Below are 18,901 nucleotides of genomic sequence, written 5' to 3' on the forward strand. Positions count from 1 at the left end.
GCGCTGGTTCCGGTGTGGCAACGTCGTGGTCGACCTTGTGTCCAGTCGATGGATAAAATCTACGACGGCCGCCTCAGTAAAGCCAACGCAGGTTATGCGTGTGCGTCGCTGGCAGATGACTGCCGCAGGGCCACGCGTTCGTGGCCGGCGTACACGTTCAAGGTGGTGCCGCGGCTGAAACCGGCGAGGGTCATTCCGCTGGCTTCCGCGAGTTCCACGGCCAGGCTGGAGGGCGCGCTGACGGCGGCCAGCACCGGGATCCCGGCCAGCGAGGCCTTTTGCACCAGCTCGAAGGACGCCCGGCCCGATACCTGGAGCACGGTCCCGCGCAGGGGCAGCAGGCCTTCCCGCAGCGCCCAGCCCACCACCTTGTCCACCGCGTTGTGCCGGCCTACGTCCTCCCGCAGGCAGAGCAGTTCAGCCGAGCCGTCGTCGGAAATCCGGAAAAGTCCCGCTGCGTGCACGCCGCCGGTGACATCGAAAACGGCCTGGGCTTCGCGGAGCCGGTCCGGCAGCGAAGCCAGCGTCTCCACCGGCACGGTCAGCGGGTCCGCCACGGGGCTGAAGTGGGAGGACTTACGCACGGCGTCGATCGAGTCGGTTCCGCAGATCCCGCAGGAGCTGGAGGTGAAGAAGTTGCGTCCTGTGTCCGGCCGGACGACGTCGGGGCGCAGCTGGGCCTCAACGACGTTGAAGGTCTGGACCCCATCCTCGTCCTCGCCGGCGCAGAAGCGCAGCGAGACGAGCTGCTCCGCCGTCCAGATGACCCCTTCCGAGACCAGGAATCCGGCGACGAGGTCGAAGTCGTTGCCGGGGGTCCGCATCGTGACGGAGAAGGACAGATTACCCAGCCGGATCTCGAGCGGTTCCTCGACCGCCAGCACGTCTTCCCGGTGCCGGACCGGGAACTCCAAGGCCTGCGCCGAGCCGTCCAGAACAAATTTGTGCACCTTGCGGCGCTGTGTCACGCGGCCCATCGGATACTCCTCATAAACATTGCGTTCGGATCCTGCCGCGTGGCGCGGCAAGTCCCTGAATCCATCATGGCCCCGGTTCGCGGGTCAGCCAAGCAGCCCGCTCCAGTCAACCGGACCGTCCGCAGCCGGCTTCCTGGCGGCGCGCTTGGTGGCCGGCTTTGCGGCGGGCTTGGCGGCGGCCGGTTCCGGCAGGGCGGCTCCCCACGGCAAGGCGAACGCCGGCACCAACTCCCCCAGCTGCACGCCGTGCGGCGGGACCACCAGAATGCCGTCGGCCGCCGCCAGACCGCGCATCATGCCCGGGCCGGTGTGCTGCGCCGGCGATGCCATGCCGTACACCATGCGGAACGGCATCAGCCGGGTGCGGCCGGGGTCGGGCTCGATCATGGTCCCGCACGGCACCTCGGTCACCGGAGGCGCCGTCCTGTGGTCCAGCGCTGCCAGCAGCGGGGCGCCGATCGTGGACAGCGCCATCATGGCGGCGAGCGGGTTGCCGGGCAACCCGATGACGAAGCGCCCGTCCGGCAGTTCTGCCAGGACCGCGGGGTGGCCTGGCCGCATCGCGATGCCGTCGATCAGCAGCCTGCCGCCCAATTCCGCGACCGTCCGTCTCAGGTGGTCGGTGCCGGAGCGCCCGGTACCGCCGGTGGTGATGACGACGTCGGCCGGTAGCGTCTCCTCGGACGGTTCCGCGCCGTCTCCGGCGCCGGAGAGGGTGTCGTTGCCGGCATCCGGCGCCTCGGTATCTTCGAGTGCGGCGAGCCAGTCGGCGTCGTCGTCCCCGATCTTGGTCTCTCCCGCACAAATCCCGCCGAGCATTTCCACGACGGCGGCAAGTTGCGGGCCGAAGGTGTCCCGCACCTCTCCCGGCGCGGGTACACCGGTGCTGACGACTTCGGCGCCGGTGAACACCAGCCGGACGACGGCCTTGCCGAGGACCGGCAGGGCGTCGTGCCCGGCGAGGGCGGCCAGGGCGAGGTGTGCCGGGTTGAGCACGGCGCCCGCCTGGATCAGCAGTTCGCCGGCGGCCGCCTCCTCAGCGGCCTTGCGGATGTGGTCGCCATTGCGGGGTTCGCCGGGTTTGGCGCCGCCGCCGAGTTTGAGGACCGGAAGCCCGTCCTCGTCCGGGGCGATGACGCCGCTCTCGCTGCGGAGCACGGCCTTGGCACCCGGCGGAATCAGGCCGCCGGTGACAATCGGACTCGCCTGGTGCGGGGCCAACCGCTGGCCCGGTTCGGCGAGGATCCAGGGCCCGCTGCCGCTGACCGCCCAGCCGTCCATCGCGGAGGACGCGTAGTGCGGCATGTCGTGCAGGGCCGTCACATCCTCGGCCAGGGTCCTACCCAGGGCGTGGCGCAGCGGCACAGGCGCTGAGGGGATGGGCGCGGCGCAGTCGAAGGCCAGTTGCCGGGCTTCCTGCCAACTGTGCGCCAGATGCCGGTGCGGTGCCTCCGGGGCATCGCTCGCATTGGTTCCGGCGTCGGTTTCGGCGTCCGCGGCTTCGGTTTCAGCGTCGGCGGCGACGGTTTCAGCGTCGGCGTCGGCGCCGGGGCTGCCGTGAGGGGGTTCCGGGGTCATGCCCCGGAGGCCTCGGCTGCGGCGTAGTCCTTGGCGAGTTTCCGGGCGACGCCCATGGCGGCCTGCATCGAGACATCGTCCGGCGCCTGCCCGGTTCCGGACGCCAGGCCGGCTGCAAAGCCGGCGATGAAAGTGGTCAGCGGCGCGGCGGGGCGGACGACCGAATGGGCCGCCACACCGGCCAGGCCCAGCACCTCGTTGATGTCGATCTCGACATCTTCGAGCTCAAGTGCCTGGAGCAGCGCACGGCACCAGTCTTCAAGCGTTTCATCCTGGCTCTTCACCGTTTGCCTCCAAAGTTAGGTTGGGCTGCAGCGCCCCGGACGGTCCCTGGCCGGGAGTCGACGCCCCCAAAGCGGCGGCGTCGTCCCAAGTATCCACGTCATCCGTGGAGCCGGGCGGAGCCGGAACCTCCCGCAGCTCAAGACTAGCAAGGAGGGAGAACACCGAGCCGCCCTCAAGCGCGTTCCGCCGGGCCGCGTCGGCGACGGCGCGTTCTAGCGCGGCCGTGCCATATAGCCCCACGAGTGGCTGCGTTCGGCCTTCCGCCGAGACGGCGACGACCCCGTCCCTGGGACCGGCCTCGTCACTGCCCGGCGCTCCGGCGGGCAAGTCGGCGGGGAATTCTGCGGGCAAGTCGGCCGTCGCGTCGAGCAGGGCGCGGACGGCGGCCGCGACGCGGGGCATGTCGCAGGCCAGCACGAGAGTCAGGGGTGCCGGGCGCCCGACATCGGGCTCGCCCCGGCCTGCCGCGGCAGCCAAGGTGGAGAGGCCGGCCGCAATCGCGGCGGCGGGACCGGCGAAGGGCGGTTCCTCGCGGCAGGCCAGCACGTCCGGCGGGAGGCTACCGGCGGCGGGGCCGACGACGACTATCCGGCGGGCTCCGCGGGCAGCCTGCAGCGACCGCTCGAGCAGGGTGGCGCCGTCGACCGCCAGCAGGGCCTTGGGCACACCGCCCAGCCTGGCCGACCGGCCCCCGGCGAGAACAATAGCGTCGAATTCCACCAACCCAGCCTAGCCCTACCGTCACCGGATAGAGCCGGCCCGCGGCGTCAGCAGCCTTTGTCAGTGCGCCTTTTCGGGGAGCAGGAACGGGTCCCAGGCGGGCGTTGGCTTCTCCAGTTCCTTGATCTGCCAGATCGTGCCCTTGGGCGGGCCCGGAACGAAGCCGAGCTTCCAGCCCATTTCGGCGGGGGTATGGTCCCCCTTGGCGTTGTTGCAGCGCAGGCAGGCGGCCACCAGGTTCTCCCATGAATCCGCGCCGCCCCGAGACTTGGGGTGGACATGGTCGATGGTGTGGGCCGCCTTGCCGCAGTACGCGCAGCGGTGGTTGTCCCGGCGCAGGACTCCCCTACGGCTGACTGCCGTCAGGGTGTTGTAGCGCGGCCTGATGTACCGGTTCAGCAGGATCACGGTTGGCCGGCCGAGGATATCCTGCGGACCCACCACGGGATCGTCCCCTTCGGCCACCACGCTGGCCTTACCGGTCAATACAAGCACCAGCGCCCGGCGGAAGGTGACTACCGCCAGCGGTTCATATCCAGCATTCAGAACGAGAGTGCGCATCCGCATACCTCTTCACGGCCGCACCCGCCAGGGGCACGAGGGCCGGCTGCCCTGTGCATGGTCGGGCTATGGATCGACACCACAAGAGTAAACACCGGAGGCCCGGATTGCCGAATTTTTCTTTGACGGGACTCTCGGCTCGCGATGCGGTTGCCGGCTACGCATGACAAAGGACCCCTGCCGCAGGGGCAGGGGTCCTTCGCAAAGCTTCAGGCGTTAGAGGCGCCTAAGTCCTAGCCGCCGACGCGGATGAAGACCGGGCCGGAGCCGACGTTGACGCTGTACAGCGCGGTGGTGCCGCCGTTCCAGCCGCCGTGGACGGCCATGCCGTTGCCGACGTAGACGGCGATGTGGGCCATGCCCATGCCACCGTTCTGGTAGTAGGCGAGGTCACCCGGCTGAGCCTCTGCGGCACTCACGGTGCGTCCCAGGGACAGGTAACCTGCCGGCCAGCCGTGGTAGTGGATGCCCACTGCGGCCAGCGCGTTGGTGGCCAGCATGGTGCAGTCCTGGGAGACACCGATCTGAGCGTAAGCAGCAGCAGCGATGGAGGCGCCCATGCCGCTGACGGCGGCGGGAGCCTTGGTGGCCAGCGATGCGGTGGCCGCGGTGCCGGTGCCGGTAGCGGCGGTGCCGGCTTCCTGGACGTTGACGACGGGCTGGGCAGCCTCGGCGACCGGGGCAGGTGCGGTCTTTACAGCAGGCTTCTCGTAGGAGATCGCGATGCTGGAGGCCGCGGAGATCGTGGCCGGTGCGTTGGACTGTACCTCCATGGCCGAAGCGGAAGCCGATTCACGCTGAACGTTGGTGTCGGCAGCGTTGGCTGCGATACCGCTGGTCAGGACCAGGCCGGAGGCAGCAGCGATAACCGCGGCCTGGCGACCCATGCCACCGGCGTTGTCGCCGACGGCCTTAGCAATGACAGCCAGCGAGTTGGTCTTGGTGACCTCCGCGCGGTGGCGTGCAATGGTTGCACGAGTAGTCATCTAGTTCTCTCTTTCGTGATCCTTGGGTCCGCGCTGCTTGCAGGCGGGACTGAGGACGCTCCGGCATCTTGGGGGTACGCCGGATCGCCCCGAAACGGGTTTCTTAGCGAAGGGTGTACTGCGAAGACGCGCCAAAAGCGGGAACTGCGTTGTGTGAACCAGTCCGGGCGCCGGCAAGGGCAACGCGGAGCATGGAGTTCAGCGGGCTCAACTGAGCCTCGCCAGCGCGAGAACGCGCAGCATTGTGGCGTGAAGACACGAAAGTAGCCTCTCCCAATGCCTACGAGGTGAGCTGTCGGATTCGGATGGGAGTCACCCGGCCGCGCTGCTTCCTGGGAAGCTTTGCGACTTAACCCCTAGGTCTTCTTGCGAAGACCAAAATTGGTTCCCCCGCCCCTGCCAGACGATGTCATGCGAACGGACCTTGAGCGGTGGCAGAGTTAGGCAATCCACTCAAGAGCGCCAACTTCGGAGAAGTTGGCGTGCTTCATACGGTACAACAGTTGGGACTCAATGTCACATTCAGATCACGGCGTGTCACAGAAATGCGAGCTGTCCCTCGGCTTGGCTAAAGCCAGCCGAGCGGGTCAACAACTTCTCCATTGACCATCACCTCGAAGTGGAGGTGGCAGCCGGTGGAGGCGCCGGTGGTCCCGCTCATCGCCACCACATCACCACGGGAGACCTGCTGGCCCACGTGGACATCGGACGACGACAAGTGGTTATACGTGGTCTCCAGGCCGTTGCCATGGTCGATCACGACCCGGTTGCCGCCCCCATAGGGATGCCAGCCGGAGAAAGTTACGGTGCCGCTCGCAGCGGCATGCACGGGGGTGCCGCACTGGGCTGCGTAATCCTGCCCGCGGTGGAATTCTCCGAGGGCTCCCGTGATGGGACTGACCCGGTAGCCGAACGGCGAGGCAGTGACCATGACGTCCAGGGGAGCCCCGAGGCTGCCCGCGGATGCCGCCCGGGTGATGCTGCCGACGGACTGGGCGCTCAGCAACTGCTTGAGCTTAATGTCCGGGTCACCCTTCGTGGTGACGGCCGTGCGGTTGAAGTTGATTTCGGCAGCCGGAGCTTTGACCTCGGGCTGCGCCGCCGCGGAAACGGATCCCGACCGGGCGGGGTCGGAGGCCATTACCGGGCCGGTGGCAGGGACTGTAACTGTCAGGACCAGACCCGTGGCAGCCAAGGCGATGCCGGCCTTCTGCCCGACGCCGCTGACGGCGGCGAAGTCTGACACCTGACGGAGCGGGCTGCGCCGGCCGCGGCGCTCATCGCGGCGCGCGTCGCGCGGGCGCTCGTCAAGGAAGACGGCGGCCGGGCGCGGCTCCGGAGCGGGACCGGTCGCACGACGGCGGCCCCTGACGGTCTGGGTGGTCAAGAAGGGTTCCTCTCTGGATAGCCTGCGAAGTTAGCTGTCGGATTCGGGTCAGAGAGATCAAAGACCCGGTCCGCCGGTGCAGGCATCCAGGCACAGGGGCATCCAAGAATGCTCCCGATTGAGTTTGCCTGCCGCTAGCGGACTTCACCCCAAGGCTGCCGAATTATGCAGCCGGTTGTGGTTCCCCCGCCTCTGCCAGAAGGTGAATCGCCTACTGATCCGCTGGCAGAGCTCGGCTTCGGATCAGATAACGCTTTAGTATCAGTGCTAGTCATCAACTATAGGGGATTAAGGCAGACGGTGATAATTCCGTGATCTCCCTTGTGGACAACTCCCCGGCTATTTCGGGGCAGGATACGACGCCAGGTTACCCGAGGGTAACGAAGACGTGCGCGGCAACCTCGGGCGGCAGTTCGAGCGCCCCTTCAATGTCCGGCACCCGAACCGAAATGTACTCGCCCACGCGCTCCAGCGACACCCTGGCGCCGGGGCGGATTCCGCCCTCGTCCAGCTGGAGCAACAGCTCCGGCTCAACCTGGATCGGCTCGGCCAAGCGGTTGACGGTGATCCGGGAGTCCGCGCCGTACCCGGCCATCGCCTCCAGCAGGTTTACCACTCCGCCGCGTTCCGGCGTCGGGAGCCCGCCCAGTTCGGCGAGTCCGGGGATCGGGTTCCCGTAGGGGGAAACGGTCGGATGGTCCAGCATTTCGAAGATGCGGCGCTCCACCCGTTCGCTCATGACATGCTCCCAGCGGCACGCTTCCTCGTGGACGTAGGCCCAATCCAGTCCGATCACGTCGGCGAGCAGCCGCTCGGCCAGGCGGTGCTTGCGCATGACTTCGATGGCACGCTTGCGGCCCGTGTCGGTCAGTTCGAGGTGCCGGTCCCCGGAAACAACCACGAGGCCGTCCCGTTCCATCCGCCCGACAGTCTGGGAGACGGTGGGGCCGGAGTGGCGGAGGCGTTCGGCAATTCGGGCGCGGAGGGCGACGATGTTCTCTTCTTCAAGTTCCAGGATGGTCCGAAGATACATCTCAGTGGTATCGATCAGATCCGTCATTCAGCTCAGCTCCTCGAGCGCCGTCCTTGCGTCATTCCCACCGTACAACGTGCGGGAAGCGCCCCGGCGAGATCCGCCGTACGTCACCGCATAGCCTAGCCTATTTTGAATTTGTCCGAATAATCTGCCTGTCTTCGGGCTGACCCGTGCGAGCTGCCGCCCGCACCTTTGGCGGGCTCCCGCAGGGCACCCGCCGGACTCCCCCACCGGCGTCTCAATGACCGGACTGTGACGGCCGCAGTTCCCGCCCGGATGGCGCCGTCGGGCAGAATAAATAGCGGGTCCCGGCCACGCCCGGCAGGGGCCCGTCCGAGCCACGCCACGCACCCAGCCGAAAATTGGAGCCACTGTGAGCGACACCAGCATCACCATCCCTGCGAACCTCCTGCCGAAGGACGGGCGGTTTGGCGCCGGCCCGTCGAAGGTCCGGCCCGAGCAGATGGCGGCCCTGTCCGCGGCGTCGGCGACGCTGCTGGGAACCTCGCACCGCCAGGCACCGGTCAAGAACCTCGTGGGGTCGGTCCGTACCGGCCTGAGTGACTTCTTCCGCGCCCCCGAAGGCTACGAGGTCATCCTCGGCGTCGGCGGTTCCACGGCGTTCTGGGACATCGCCAGCTTCGGCCTGGTGGAGAACAAGGCGCAGCACCTCTCCTTCGGCGAGTTCGGCTCCAAGTTCGCCGCGGCCACCAACAAGGCCCCGTTCCTCGCCGAGTCCTCGATCATCAAGTCCGAGCCGGGCACCCGCCCCGAGGCTCAGGCCGAGGCGGGCGTCGACGTGTACGCCTGGCCGCAGAACGAGACCTCCACCGGTGTCGCCGCACCGGTCCAGCGCGTGGCAGGGGCCGATGCAGGCTCCCTCGTCCTGGTGGACGCCACCTCCGCGGCCGGCGGCCTGGACGTGGACGTCACCGAAGCCGACGTCTACTACTTTGCTCCGCAGAAGAACTTCGCCTCCGACGGCGGCCTGTGGCTGGGGCTGTTCTCCCCGGCAGCCCTGGAGCGCGCTGCCCGGATCAAGGCCAGCGGCCGCTGGATTCCGGACTTCCTGGACCTCCAGACCGCGATCGACAACTCGCGCCTGAACCAGACCTACAACACCCCGGCGCTGGCGACCCTCGTAACGCTGGATGCGCAGGTGCAGTGGCTCAACGCCAACGGCGGCCTCGACTTCGCCGCCGCACGCACCGCCGATTCAGCCGGACGCATCTACCGCTGGGCCGAGGCCTCCGAGTACGCCACACCGTTCGTGGCCCGGGCCGAGGACCGGTCCAACGTGATCGCGACCATCGACTTCGACGAGTCAATTGACGCCTCGGCCATCGCCAAGGTCCTGCGCGCCAACGGCATCGTGGACACCGAGCCTTACCGGAAGCTGGGACGGAACCAGCTGCGGATCGCCACCTTCGTGGCGATTGATCCGGACGACGTCTCCGCACTGCTCGAGTGCATCGACTTCGTGGTGGGCGAACTCAAAAAGTAGGGCCGCCCCTCGCGAAAGCTTTAGCCGTCGACGGCGCCGTTCGGGTTTTCCGCCCGGGCGGCGCCGTCCGGCTTCCCGTCCCTAACCGCGCCGGTTGCCGCACCGCCCGGGACAACCCGGAAATAACGCAGCCCCCGCGCACGCCGGTTGAAGGCGATCCGCAGCTGCTTTGCCCGGATGATCCAGACCATGCCGATCACGGCCGCGATAAGCCCGGACGCCGCCGCCACGCCCATCGACCAGCGGGCGCCGGCTACGTTGGCCACCCACCCGACCAATGGCGCGCCGATGGGGGTGCCGCCCATGAAGATCGCCATGTACAGGGCCATCACCCTGCCGCGCATCACAGGGTCCGTGGTGGTCTGGACGTAGCCGTTGGCGCTGGTCATCATGGTGATCGCGAACAGGCCGACCGGCACCAGCGCGACGCCGAACCAGAAGTAATCCGGGGCCAGGGCGGCGAGGCCGGAGGTCAGCCCGAAGGCGCCGGCCGCGCCGAAGATCACCCGCATCCGCGGCTTGTTCCGTCCGGCGGAGAGCAGTGCGCCGGCAACCGAACCAATCGCCATGATCGAGTTCATCAGGCCGAAGGCGCCGGCGTCGAGGCCGAATTCCGTGCCGACCATGGCGGCGATGAAGAGGACGAAGTTCAGCCCCAGGGTGCCCACGATGAAGACGGCCACCAGCACCACCACGATGTCCGGCCGGAAGCGGACGTAGCGCAGTCCCTCGCGGATCCTGCCCTTGCCGGCGGGGGCCTTGGGCAGCTGCCGGAGCGAAGCGGCCGGGATCCTGGCCAGGCTCAGGAGCAGCGCCACGAAGGTGAGCGTGTTAATCAGGAAGACCCAGCCGGGCCCGATGGCCACGGTCAGCAGGCCCGCGACGGCGGGTCCGATCATCCGTGCGACATTGAAGGAGGCACTGTTGAGGGCGACGGCGTTGGGCAGGTAGTCGTCGCGCACCAGCTCGGAAACGAAGGTCTGGCGTACCGGCGCGTCCACGGCGGACACGACGCCCAGCAGCAGCGCGAAGACGTAGACGTGCCAGAGCTGCGCCGCTCCGGACAGGACCAGGGCGCCGAGCGCCGCGCTCAGCAGGGCCATGGAGGACTGGGTCATCACCAGCAGTTGCCTGCGGTTGAAGCGGTCGGCAACCAGCCCGGCGACGGGTGCGAGGAAAAGCTGCGGGCCCAGCTGCAGGGCCATGGTGATGCCCATCGCGCCGGCGTCCTGGTCGCTCAGGTGGTCAAAGACGAGCCAGTCCTGCGCGGTGCGCTGCATCCAGGTTCCGATATTGGAGATCAGGGCCCCAATGAACCAGATGCGGTAGTTCAGGATGTGCAGCGATTTGAAGGTGGACCTCATGTCCCGACCTTCCACTGCATGCTCCCGAACGGCGCCAAACCGTTAGTCGGCCTCGACGGCGGACTCGCCCTGGACCGTACCGTCGGCGTCGGCGGGCTCTGCCTGCGTGTCCGCGGAACCTGCCCCGGCTGGCTCATGCGCCGGGGCCCCGGCAGCGGGAGTTTCGGCGGCGTCGTCCTGTTGCGCGTCCTCGGGCCGAACCCGTTCGGCCCACGGCACCCATTCCGGGGCCAGGATGGAGTCCTCGGAGGGCAGCAGCCCCAGCTCATCGACTGTCACGGTCTTGGAGCGCGAGTTCCGCGTCAGCACCGCGTACCACTGCCAGCCGCCGTAGCCGGGCAGCTTGGACTCGAAGAGGTGCGTAACCAGGCGGTCGCCTTCACTCTTGGCGCCCAGATGGCGGCCAATCTGTTCTGCCGGCGCGATCCCTTCCACAGCCGAGCGCGCGACGTCGACGGACGCGGCCAGGAAAGCATCGGGCTTGCCGACGCGCCAGACCGGCACGCCGTAGCGGGGCTTGGATCCTGCTTTGGCGCCGACGGCCTTGGCGGCCGCACCGGCCGCCGGGGCGTTCTGTTCAGGTTCCGGAGTCATCGCAGGGCCTTACGCGTCCAGCTCGTCGGCGACCTTACGCAGCGCGACGGCGATCGCCTTGGCCTTGTTGCCTTCCGGGTACTTGCCCGCGGACAGCGTTCCGGAGAGGTTGTCCAGCACGCTGACGAGGTCCTGCACCAGCGGCGCGAGGTCCTTCGCGCTGGGCCGCTTGGCCTTGGCTATCGAAGGGGTCTTGTCCAGCACCCGCAGGCCCAGGGCCTGGGCTCCCTTGCGGCCGTCGGCCACGCCGAACTCCACCCGGGTTCCGGCCTTCAGCTCCGTGACACCCTCGGGCAGCGCCGACTTAGGCAGGAAGACTTCCTGGCCGTCTTCGCCTGCGAGGAATCCGAAGCCTTTTTCCTTGTCATACCACTTGACCTTGCCGGTGGGCACGTAATCAACCTTCTTCGTTCTGCGGGGACGCGGCCGGCGGTCACCGCATCCGCATGGATATGCGGGTTCAGGGTGTGACTGCCCGGACCGTGTTGGTCTGTTCCTCTAAGGTTATCCTGCCTTGGCTACTTTGACGGCTTGAGGCGCGGGCGAAGCCGGGCTGTTAGCGTTGGCTCCATGACTGCACAGCGCTTCCGGCGGCCCCTCTTGATTCTTGCTGCCGCCGTTGCCGCACTCTCGCTGGCGGCTGTCGGAGCCGTCATGGCCATGGCCTTCAACAACGTGGTGGCACCGGCCTGGATCACGTCCACCGCGCTCTACGGGCTGCCGGTGGCGTTCCTGCTCATGGTCGCCCTGGTGGTTGACGCCGTCGTCGCCCGACGCCGGACGCCCGGGCACGGCGAAAGGTAACGTTGGACTGATGTCCCTCATCCGCGCGCTCAGCAAGGAACTGCAGGCACGCAGCGACGACTCGTTGCGGGCCCTGTTCTCCGCGCGGCCGGACCTGATGACCCCCTCGGTGCCGGATTTCTCCGCCCTCGCCGCCCGGGCCAGCGGCCGGGTCAGCGTGCAGCGGGCACTGGAACGCTTGAACCGTCCGCAGATGCAGGTGCTCGAAACCCTGCACCTGTGCACCAACACGGACACCGGGCACAGCGCGTCCGCCGCAACGCTCAAGCGGCTGATCAACGGCTCCACCGTCGCGGCACTCGATCGGCTGCTCCACTCCCTGCAGGAACTGGCGCTCGTGCACCGGGCCGAACCCCCGCACGGCGTGGGCCAGGCCGCGAGCCGGCAGCGCCACTACCTTCCGGTCGGCAGCCTCAAGGACGTCATCGGCATCTACCCCGCCGGCCTGGGGCGCAGCTACACCGAGCTCGTCCGGCTCCAGCCCGCCTTCGCGCAGCGCGTGGTGCAACTTGTCGGCGAACTGCACCGCACCGGCGCCGACATCTCCCCCGCCAGCACCCCGATGGAGGCCGCGCTGTCCCTGCAGCACTGGACCGCGTCGCCGGAGGCCCTGCAGGAGCTCCTCGCCACCGCCCCGGACCGCACCGCGGCGCTGCTCGCGCGTTTCGGAAACTGGGCCATGGGCGCAGTGCCCCAGGCTCAGCGCCGCGCCTCCGTGCTGAACGAAGGCTCCGACGTCGGGCCCGTCGACTGGCTGCTGGCCCGAGGGCTGCTGGTGCCCCTGGACGCAGCCCATGTGGAGCTCCCGCACAGCGTGGGCGTGGCGCTCCGCGGCGGGTTCGTCATCGAGCACTTCGCGCTCAGTCCGCCGGTACCGCAGCTGGGGCACACCAGCGCATCGCTGCGCCGCAACGCCGCGCTGGGCGCCATTGCCGAAACGCTGCGGCTGACCGGCGAACTGCTGTACGCCGTGCGCGAGCAGCCGCTCGCCACCTTGCGCAGCGGCGGCGTGGGCATCCGGGAAATGAAACGCCTCGCGGACGCCCTGCGGATCGACGTCCATGAGGCCGGCGTCCTCGCCGAACTGTGCGCCCTCTCCGGGCTGCTCCGCCTGGACGTGGACAGCTCCGTCTGGACCCAGGCACCGCAGCTGGAATGGTTGACCCTGCCCCGGCAGGAGCAGTGGCTGTGGCTGGTCAACGCCTGGCTTGCCAGCGAACGGATCCCGTCCCTGGTCGGGCAGCCGGTCAGCGGGGTCGCCACCGCGCAGGCGCACCGCGGCCCCGCGGGCAGCAGCGTCAATGCCCTCTCCGCGGAGGCCCAGCGGCCGGACGCCCCCGTGGTCCGGAAACGGATCCTGGAAATCCTCAACGAGCTCACCGAGGAGGCCGCCGCGGCCGACGGAGAAGCGCCCGTGCTGGACGCCGGCGCCGTGCTGGAACGGGCAGAATGGTCGCAGCCGCGGATGGCGCGCCGGTTCAGTTCGCTCATTCAGGGCGTTCTCGCCGAAGCCGAGATGCTGGGCCTGATCGGATCCGGCGCCCTTAGCCAAATCGGTGCGGCGATCGCCGTCGAGCAGCCGGACGAAGCCCTGACCATCCTCGGCGAGCACCTGCCTGCGGCGCTGAACCACGTGCTGCTCCAGGCGGACCTGACCGCCGTCGCCCCCGGCTACCTGGACCCGGAGTTAAGCGAGAAACTCCTGACAATGGCGGACGCGGAAGGCCAGGGGCCGGCCACGATCTACCGTTTTTCGGTCGCCTCGGTCCGGCGCGCCCTGGACAGCGGGCAGGACGCCGGCGCGCTGCTGGACTTCCTGCGCGAGCACTCGGCCACCGCCGTCCCCCAGCCGCTGGAGTACCTCATTGAAGACACCGCCGCCCGCCATGCCCGGCTCCGGGTGGGCACGGCCGCGAGCTTCATCCAGAGCGAGGACGAGACAGCCCTGCTGGAACTGCTCAACAACCCCGCGGCGTCCGGGCTGGGCCTGGTCCGGATCGCGCCGACCGTGCTGATCTCGCACGCCGCGCCCCGGGAAGCCGCCGCGCTGCTGCGCGGGCTCGGCCTCTCCCCCGCGGTGGAGGAATCCGGTTCCGCCGCCATCCGGCTCCGCCGCAACACCGCCGTACCGGGCAGCGTCCGGCCGGTCTACACCGCGCCGCGCACCGCGCCCGCCGACGCCGACGTCGACGCCCAGCTCGCGGTGCTGCGCGACGGCGGTTCCTCCGCCCACGCCGCCCCCGGCGGACACGGAACAGCCGCGGAGGCCGCCGGCGAGACGGCGACACAGCTCGGCCTGGAGACCCTGCAGAAGGCCATCCGGCTCAAGCAGCGGGTGGTGATGAACATCGTGGACGGGCTGGGGAATGCCACCCGCGAAACCGTTGTTCCGGTAGCAGTGAATGGCGGTCGTGTGCGCGTGTTCGATCCGGCCAAGGAAACCGAACGGGTTCTGTCCATCCACCGGATCATTGATGTTGAAGGCACAGAGGAACTGCTCCAGTGAATGACGGACCGCTGATCGTCCAGAGTGACAAGACCATCCTGCTTGAGGTGGACCACGAACAGGCCACCGAGGCGCGTCATGCCATCGCGGCGTTCGCCGAGTTGGAGCGCGCTCCGGAGCATGTCCACAGCTACCGCCTCACGCCGCTGGGACTGTGGAACGCCCGGGCGGCTGGGCTGGACGCCGAACAAGTCCTGGACACACTGCTCAAGTACTCCCGGTTCCCGGTCCCGCATTCGCTGCTGATCGACATCGAAGAGACTATGTCCCGCTACGGCCGGCTTCGGCTGGAGAAAGATCCGCAGCACGGCCTCGTGATGCGTACGTCCGACTATCCGGTCCTCGAGGAAGTCAGCCGCGCCAAGAAGATCGCCCCGCTGCTGGGGCCGCGCATCGATGGCGAGACCGTGGTGGTGCATTCGTCCCAGCGTGGCCAGCTCAAGCAGCTGCTGCTCAAGATCGGCTGGCCCGCGGAGGACTTCGCCGGCTACGTGGACGGCACGCCGCACCCCATCATGCTCAACGAGTCCGGCTGGAAACTCCGGCCCTACCAGCAGCTGGCGACGGAGAACTTCTGGGCCGGCGGCAGCGGCGTCGTCGTGCTCCCCTGCGGGGCCGGCAAAACCCTGGTGGGTGCCGCCGCGATGGCCACCAGTTCCACCACCACGCTGATCCTGGTAACCAACACGGTCTCCGCGCGGCAGTGGAAGGACGAGCTGCTCAAGCGGACCTCCCTCACCGAGGAGGAAATCGGCGAATACTCCGGCTCCGTCAAGGAGGTCCGCCCGGTCACGATCGCCACCTACCAGGTGCTCACCACCAAGCGCGGCGGGCTGTACCCGCACCTGGAACTGGTGGACGGCAACGACTGGGGCCTCATCATCTACGACGAGGTGCACTTGCTGCCGGCGCCGATCTTCCGGATGACCGCGGACCTGCAGGCGCGCCGCCGCCTCGGGCTGACCGCCACCCTGGTCCGCGAGGACGGCCGGGAAGGCGAGGTGTTCAGCCTGATCGGACCCAAACGCTATGACGCCCCGTGGAAGGACATCGAGGCGCAGGGCTACATCGCGCCGGCCGACTGCGTGGAGGTCCGGATCGACCTGCCCCGGGACGAACGGGTGGCCTACGCGATGGCCGAGGACGCGGACAAGTACCGGCTCTGCGCCACGTCCGAGACCAAGACCGGGATCGTGGAGCGGCTCGTGGCCGAACATGCCGGCGAGCAGCTGCTCGTGATCGGGCAGTACATCGACCAGCTGGACGAGATCGGCGAGCGCCTCCAGGCACCCGTGATCAAGGGCGACACCTCGGTCAAGGAGCGCCAGCGGCTCTTCGACGCGTTCCGCGCCGGTGAAGTCCAGACCCTCGTCGTGTCCAAGGTCGCCAACTTCTCCATCGATCTGCCGGAGGCCTCGGTGGCAATCCAGGTTTCCGGTTCCTTCGGCTCACGCCAGGAGGAGGCCCAGCGGCTGGGACGGCTGCTGCGGCCCAAGCAGGACGGCCGCGCCGCGCGCTTCTACTCGCTCGTGGCGAGGGACACCCTGGACCAGGACTTCGCGGCCAAGCGGCAGCGCTTCCTGGCCGAGCAGGGCTACGCGTACCGGATCATGGACGCCAAGGACGTCGGCGCCGGCAACTAGCGGACGCCCATCCAACACCCATCCGCCTTCCAGAAAACTCACAGAGTCTGGGAGCATCATGGGAACCATGAAAAAGAACGGTCCCGAAGCCAAGCTGCTCGTCGTCGATGATGAACCCAACATCCGCGAGCTGCTTTCTACCTCGCTGCGCTTCGCAGGGTTCGAGGTCGTCTCCGCCGGCACCGGCCGCGATGCCCTCGCCGCCGCGGAACTCCACTCCCCGGACCTCGCCGTCCTCGACGTGATGCTGCCGGACATGGACGGGTTCACCGTCACCCGCCGGCTGCGCGCGGCGGGCAAGCACTTCCCCGTGCTGTTCCTGACCGCCAAGGACGACACCGAGGACAAGGTCACCGGCCTCACCGTCGGCGGCGACGACTACGTCACCAAACCGTTCAGCCTCGACGAGGTGGTGGCCCGCATCCGCGCCGTGCTGCGCCGCACCCAGCCGCTGCAGGACGACGACGCCGTCATCCGCGTCGACGACCTGGAGCTCGACGACGACGCCCACGAGGTTCGCCGCGGCGGCACGGTGATCGAGCTCTCCCCCACCGAGTTCAAGCTGCTGCGCTACCTCATGCTCAACCCGAACCGGGTGCTTTCCAAGGCGCAGATCCTGGACCACGTCTGGGAGTATGACTTCAACGGGGACGCGTCGATTGTGGAGTCCTATATCTCCTACCTCCGCCGCAAGGTGGACATCGACCCCACGGCGCCGGCCCTGATCCAGACGAAGCGGGGCGTCGGCTACGTGCTGCGGACGGCTGAGAAGCGCTGACCTTGTTGCACCGATGGAAGGCGGCATCGCTGCGGTCGCAGCTGGTCGCCATCATGATGGCCCTGATGCTCGTGGCCCTCACCGCCACGGGCGCCGGCACGCTGGCCCTGCTGCACAGTTACCTGCAGGGCCAGGTCGATGACAAGCTCAAGGCCGCCGTCGGATCGGCCCGCCAGCAGCAGTCCTTCAGGGAGCTCCAGGACCAGAATCCGAACGTGCCCACCGACTACTCGCTGATGCTGTTCAGCCCCGGCCAGTCCGCGTACGTGTTCGGCGGCAGCAAGGGATCGCGTCCGGCCATCAGCAGCATCTCGCCCCAGGAAGCCCACGACCGCGGCGAAGTTCCGTTCCAGGTCCGCGGTACCGACGGCCGGAACTGGCGGGTGGTCGCCGTCAATGTCCTCGACGGGAACCAGCGCGCCGCCGTCGTCGTGATCGGGCTGTCCCTGTACCCGGTGGACTCGGTGATGGAGCACGCCGTCCTCGTGGTGGTCGGCGTGGGGCTGCTGACGCTGGTGCTGGCCTTCTTCATCGCGACCTGGACCGTCACCCGGTCCTTCCGTCCCTTGGCGCGGGTGGAAAAGACCGCTGCTGCGATCGCCGCGGGCGACCTCTCGCGGCGTGTGGAAGTTGAGAATCCCGACACCGAGGTGGGCCGGCTGAGCCGGTCCCTCAACGCCATGCTGGCGCACATCGAGTCGGCCTTTGCCGCCCGGATGGCCTCCGAGGAAAGGATGCGCCGCTTCGCCGCCGACGCGTCGCACGAGCTTCGCACCCCGCTGGTCACCATCCGCGGTTTCTCGGAGCTCTACCGGCACGGCGCCCTGGCCACGCCCGAGGACGTTGCCACCGCCATGGGCCGGATCGAGAGCGAGGCCAAGCGGATGGGGGCCATGGTGGAGGACCTGCTGCTGCTGGCCCGGATCGATGAGCAGCGCCCGCTGCAGCAGAAGCCGGTGGACCTTTTGCTGCTGGCCCATGACGCCGTTGTTGATACCCAGGCGAGCGACCGCGGGCGGGTGATCTCTCTTCGGGGCCTCGACGGCGGTGCGGGCGCCACGGCTCCGGTGATGGGCGACGAGGCGAAGCTGCGCCAAGTGGTGGGAAACCTGGTCGGCAACGCGCTGCGCTACACCCCCGACGGGACCCCCATCGAGCTCGCCGTGGGGGTACGGACCGACGACGACGGCACGCGCCGCTCCGTGATCGAGGTCCGGGACCACGGACCCGGCGTCCCCGAGGACGAGGCGGCCCGGATCTTTGAACGCTTTTACCGTGCGGACACCTCCCGGACCAGGGAAACCGGCGGCAGTGGCCTCGGACTGGCAATCGTGGCGGCCATCGTCGGTTCGCACTCGGGCTCGGTGCGGGTCGAGCCGACCGAAGGCGGCGGCGCCACGCTGGTGGTCAGCCTCCCGTTCCTGGCGGAATCGGAGCCCCCCGAGGCGGAGGCGGCGGAACCCGCGGAAGCCGAGGTGCCGGCGGCGGAGGTGCCGACTGCGGAGACAACGGCGGTGGAATTGCCGGCAGTGGGGGTGCCGGGCCACCGGACCGGCACCGGGGCCGCTACCGAGCCGGGGCCGGTCACCGGACCGGAACTCGGAAACGACCCAGGAGTTGACGCTGGGGATGGCCCCAGAGGTGGCCTTGGAGATGGCCCGGGAAACGGAACAACCGGCACGGTGCGCGGCTAGCGTTTTCCACATAGCCAGCCTGCCCGCTGGGGCGTCTTCTTGGGCCTACCTAGGCTGAAAGCGTCCGGAAGATCCGGTCACCCCCACCCGGGCAGCCGGGGATCCTGGTCCCCCGCCACAACGTCGGGAACCCCGGCTGCCTGCCGCACCCTCGAAAGGCCCTCCCGTGAGCATCATTTCCGTCGATACCGAACTGCTCCAGCTCAAGTCCGCCAACGTCCAGGCCACGGTCGAAAGGATCAGCGCGGACGTGCAGGCCATGAGACACGGGCTGGACGAGCTGCAGGCCAGCTGGCGCGGATCGGCCGCAAGCAATTTCCATGCCCTGCTCGCAGAGTGGACCCTGACCCAGGGCAAGGTCGAGGCGTCCCTCGCCTCGATCAACCTCGCGCTCAAATCCGCCGCCGCCAGCTACGCCCAGGCGGAACTGAGCAACACCCAGCGCTTCAGCTAAGGCCAAAAACTGCCCGCAGCCGTGTGCGCC

Annotated in this window: 18 protein-coding genes and 2 riboswitches; of the genes, 7 read left to right on the forward strand and 11 right to left on the reverse strand. The window is 68.5% G+C overall.

The features are described 5' to 3' along the window. Positions 1-92 precede the first annotated feature (92 nt). The 8 genes from fdhD to AC1DNC_RS15285 form a co-directional block, all read right to left on the reverse strand. On the reverse strand, positions 93-977 hold the full coding sequence (fdhD, locus tag AC1DNC_RS15250; protein WP_476863370.1) for a formate dehydrogenase accessory sulfurtransferase FdhD: 885 nt from the start codon (positions 975-977) through the stop codon (positions 93-95). Positions 978-1,061: 84 nt separating this feature from the next. After that, complete coding sequence (locus tag AC1DNC_RS15255) at positions 1,062-2,555, reverse strand: molybdopterin-binding protein (protein ID WP_476863371.1); 1,494 nt, start codon at positions 2,553-2,555, stop codon at positions 1,062-1,064. Further along, a complete protein-coding gene (locus AC1DNC_RS15260; RefSeq protein WP_476863372.1) occupies positions 2,552-2,839 on the reverse strand; it encodes a DUF6457 domain-containing protein in 288 nt (95 codons plus the stop codon). The genes AC1DNC_RS15255 and AC1DNC_RS15260 overlap by 4 nt, the downstream gene beginning before the upstream one ends. Continuing rightward, positions 2,823-3,560, reverse strand: a complete 738-nt coding sequence (gene mobA, locus AC1DNC_RS15265) for a molybdenum cofactor guanylyltransferase (protein WP_476863373.1) — start codon at positions 3,558-3,560, stop codon at positions 2,823-2,825. The genes AC1DNC_RS15260 and mobA overlap by 17 nt, the downstream gene beginning before the upstream one ends. 60 nt (positions 3,561-3,620) lie before the next feature. Next, positions 3,621-4,121: an HNH endonuclease gene (locus AC1DNC_RS15270; protein ID WP_441418266.1), complete on the reverse strand. Its 501-nt coding sequence runs from the start codon at positions 4,119-4,121 to the stop codon at positions 3,621-3,623. A gap of 233 nt (positions 4,122-4,354) precedes the next feature. Then, positions 4,355-5,107: an NlpC/P60 family protein gene (locus AC1DNC_RS15275; RefSeq protein ID WP_476863374.1), complete on the reverse strand. Its 753-nt coding sequence runs from the start codon at positions 5,105-5,107 to the stop codon at positions 4,355-4,357. A gap of 263 nt (positions 5,108-5,370) precedes the next feature. After that, positions 5,371-5,529: riboswitch (cyclic di-AMP (ydaO/yuaA leader) on the reverse strand. 146 nt (positions 5,530-5,675) lie between these two features. Continuing rightward, positions 5,676-6,494: a M23 family metallopeptidase gene (locus tag AC1DNC_RS15280; RefSeq protein ID WP_476863375.1), complete on the reverse strand. Its 819-nt coding sequence runs from the start codon at positions 6,492-6,494 to the stop codon at positions 5,676-5,678. Between the two features lie 4 nt (positions 6,495-6,498). Then, positions 6,499-6,740, reverse strand: a riboswitch (cyclic di-AMP (ydaO/yuaA leader). Between the two features lie 121 nt (positions 6,741-6,861). Next, on the reverse strand, positions 6,862-7,554 hold the full coding sequence (locus AC1DNC_RS15285; RefSeq protein WP_476863376.1) for an iron-dependent transcriptional repressor DtxR: 693 nt from the start codon (positions 7,552-7,554) through the stop codon (positions 6,862-6,864). A gap of 349 nt (positions 7,555-7,903) precedes the next feature. Between AC1DNC_RS15285 and serC the strand changes: the two genes are divergently transcribed. Continuing rightward, complete coding sequence (gene serC, locus AC1DNC_RS15290; RefSeq protein ID WP_476863377.1) at positions 7,904-9,034, forward strand: phosphoserine transaminase; 1,131 nt, start codon at positions 7,904-7,906, stop codon at positions 9,032-9,034. Between the two features lie 20 nt (positions 9,035-9,054). On the opposite strand, the gene AC1DNC_RS15295 is transcribed toward serC, so the two are convergent. Genes AC1DNC_RS15295 through AC1DNC_RS15305 form a run of 3 tightly spaced genes read right to left on the reverse strand, consistent with a single transcriptional unit; the run spans position 9,055 to position 11,385 of the window. Then, positions 9,055-10,398: an MFS transporter gene (locus AC1DNC_RS15295; protein ID WP_476863378.1), complete on the reverse strand. Its 1,344-nt coding sequence runs from the start codon at positions 10,396-10,398 to the stop codon at positions 9,055-9,057. 42 nt (positions 10,399-10,440) lie between these two features. Then, positions 10,441-10,992 carry a DUF3027 domain-containing protein gene (locus tag AC1DNC_RS15300; RefSeq protein ID WP_476863379.1) on the reverse strand — a complete coding sequence of 184 codons (552 nt, stop codon included), beginning with the start codon at positions 10,990-10,992 and terminating at the stop codon, positions 10,441-10,443. Between the two features lie 9 nt (positions 10,993-11,001). Beyond that, complete coding sequence (locus tag AC1DNC_RS15305; RefSeq protein WP_175322024.1) at positions 11,002-11,385, reverse strand: cold shock domain-containing protein; 384 nt, start codon at positions 11,383-11,385, stop codon at positions 11,002-11,004. Between the two features lie 177 nt (positions 11,386-11,562). Here AC1DNC_RS15305 and AC1DNC_RS15310 point away from each other — a divergent pair, with 177 nt between their 5' ends. The 6 genes from AC1DNC_RS15310 to AC1DNC_RS15335 all read left to right on the forward strand — a co-directional run bounded on the left by AC1DNC_RS15310 (position 11,563) and on the right by AC1DNC_RS15335 (position 18,871). After that, a complete protein-coding gene (locus AC1DNC_RS15310) occupies positions 11,563-11,796 on the forward strand; it encodes a hypothetical protein (protein WP_476863380.1) in 234 nt (77 codons plus the stop codon). A 10-nt stretch (positions 11,797-11,806) separates the two neighbouring features. Next, entirely contained in the window at positions 11,807-14,302 is a 2,496-nt protein-coding gene (locus AC1DNC_RS15315) for a helicase-associated domain-containing protein (protein WP_476863381.1), read from the forward strand. After that, positions 14,299-15,945 (forward strand): DNA repair helicase XPB, encoded by a 1,647-nt coding sequence (locus AC1DNC_RS15320; RefSeq protein WP_476863382.1) that lies wholly within the window; start codon positions 14,299-14,301, stop codon positions 15,943-15,945. Before AC1DNC_RS15315 ends, AC1DNC_RS15320 begins: the two co-directional genes overlap by 4 nt. A gap of 67 nt (positions 15,946-16,012) precedes the next feature. Continuing rightward, positions 16,013-16,723 carry a response regulator transcription factor gene (locus AC1DNC_RS15325; protein ID WP_476863405.1) on the forward strand — a complete coding sequence of 237 codons (711 nt, stop codon included), beginning with the start codon at positions 16,013-16,015 and terminating at the stop codon, positions 16,721-16,723. A gap of 2 nt (positions 16,724-16,725) precedes the next feature. Beyond that, complete coding sequence (locus AC1DNC_RS15330; protein ID WP_476863383.1) at positions 16,726-18,417, forward strand: sensor histidine kinase; 1,692 nt, start codon at positions 16,726-16,728, stop codon at positions 18,415-18,417. 166 nt (positions 18,418-18,583) lie between these two features. Further along, complete coding sequence (locus tag AC1DNC_RS15335) at positions 18,584-18,871, forward strand: WXG100 family type VII secretion target (protein ID WP_476863384.1); 288 nt, start codon at positions 18,584-18,586, stop codon at positions 18,869-18,871. Positions 18,872-18,901 lie beyond the last annotated feature (30 nt).

Source organism: Arthrobacter sp. 01N442 (assembly GCF_056399345.1).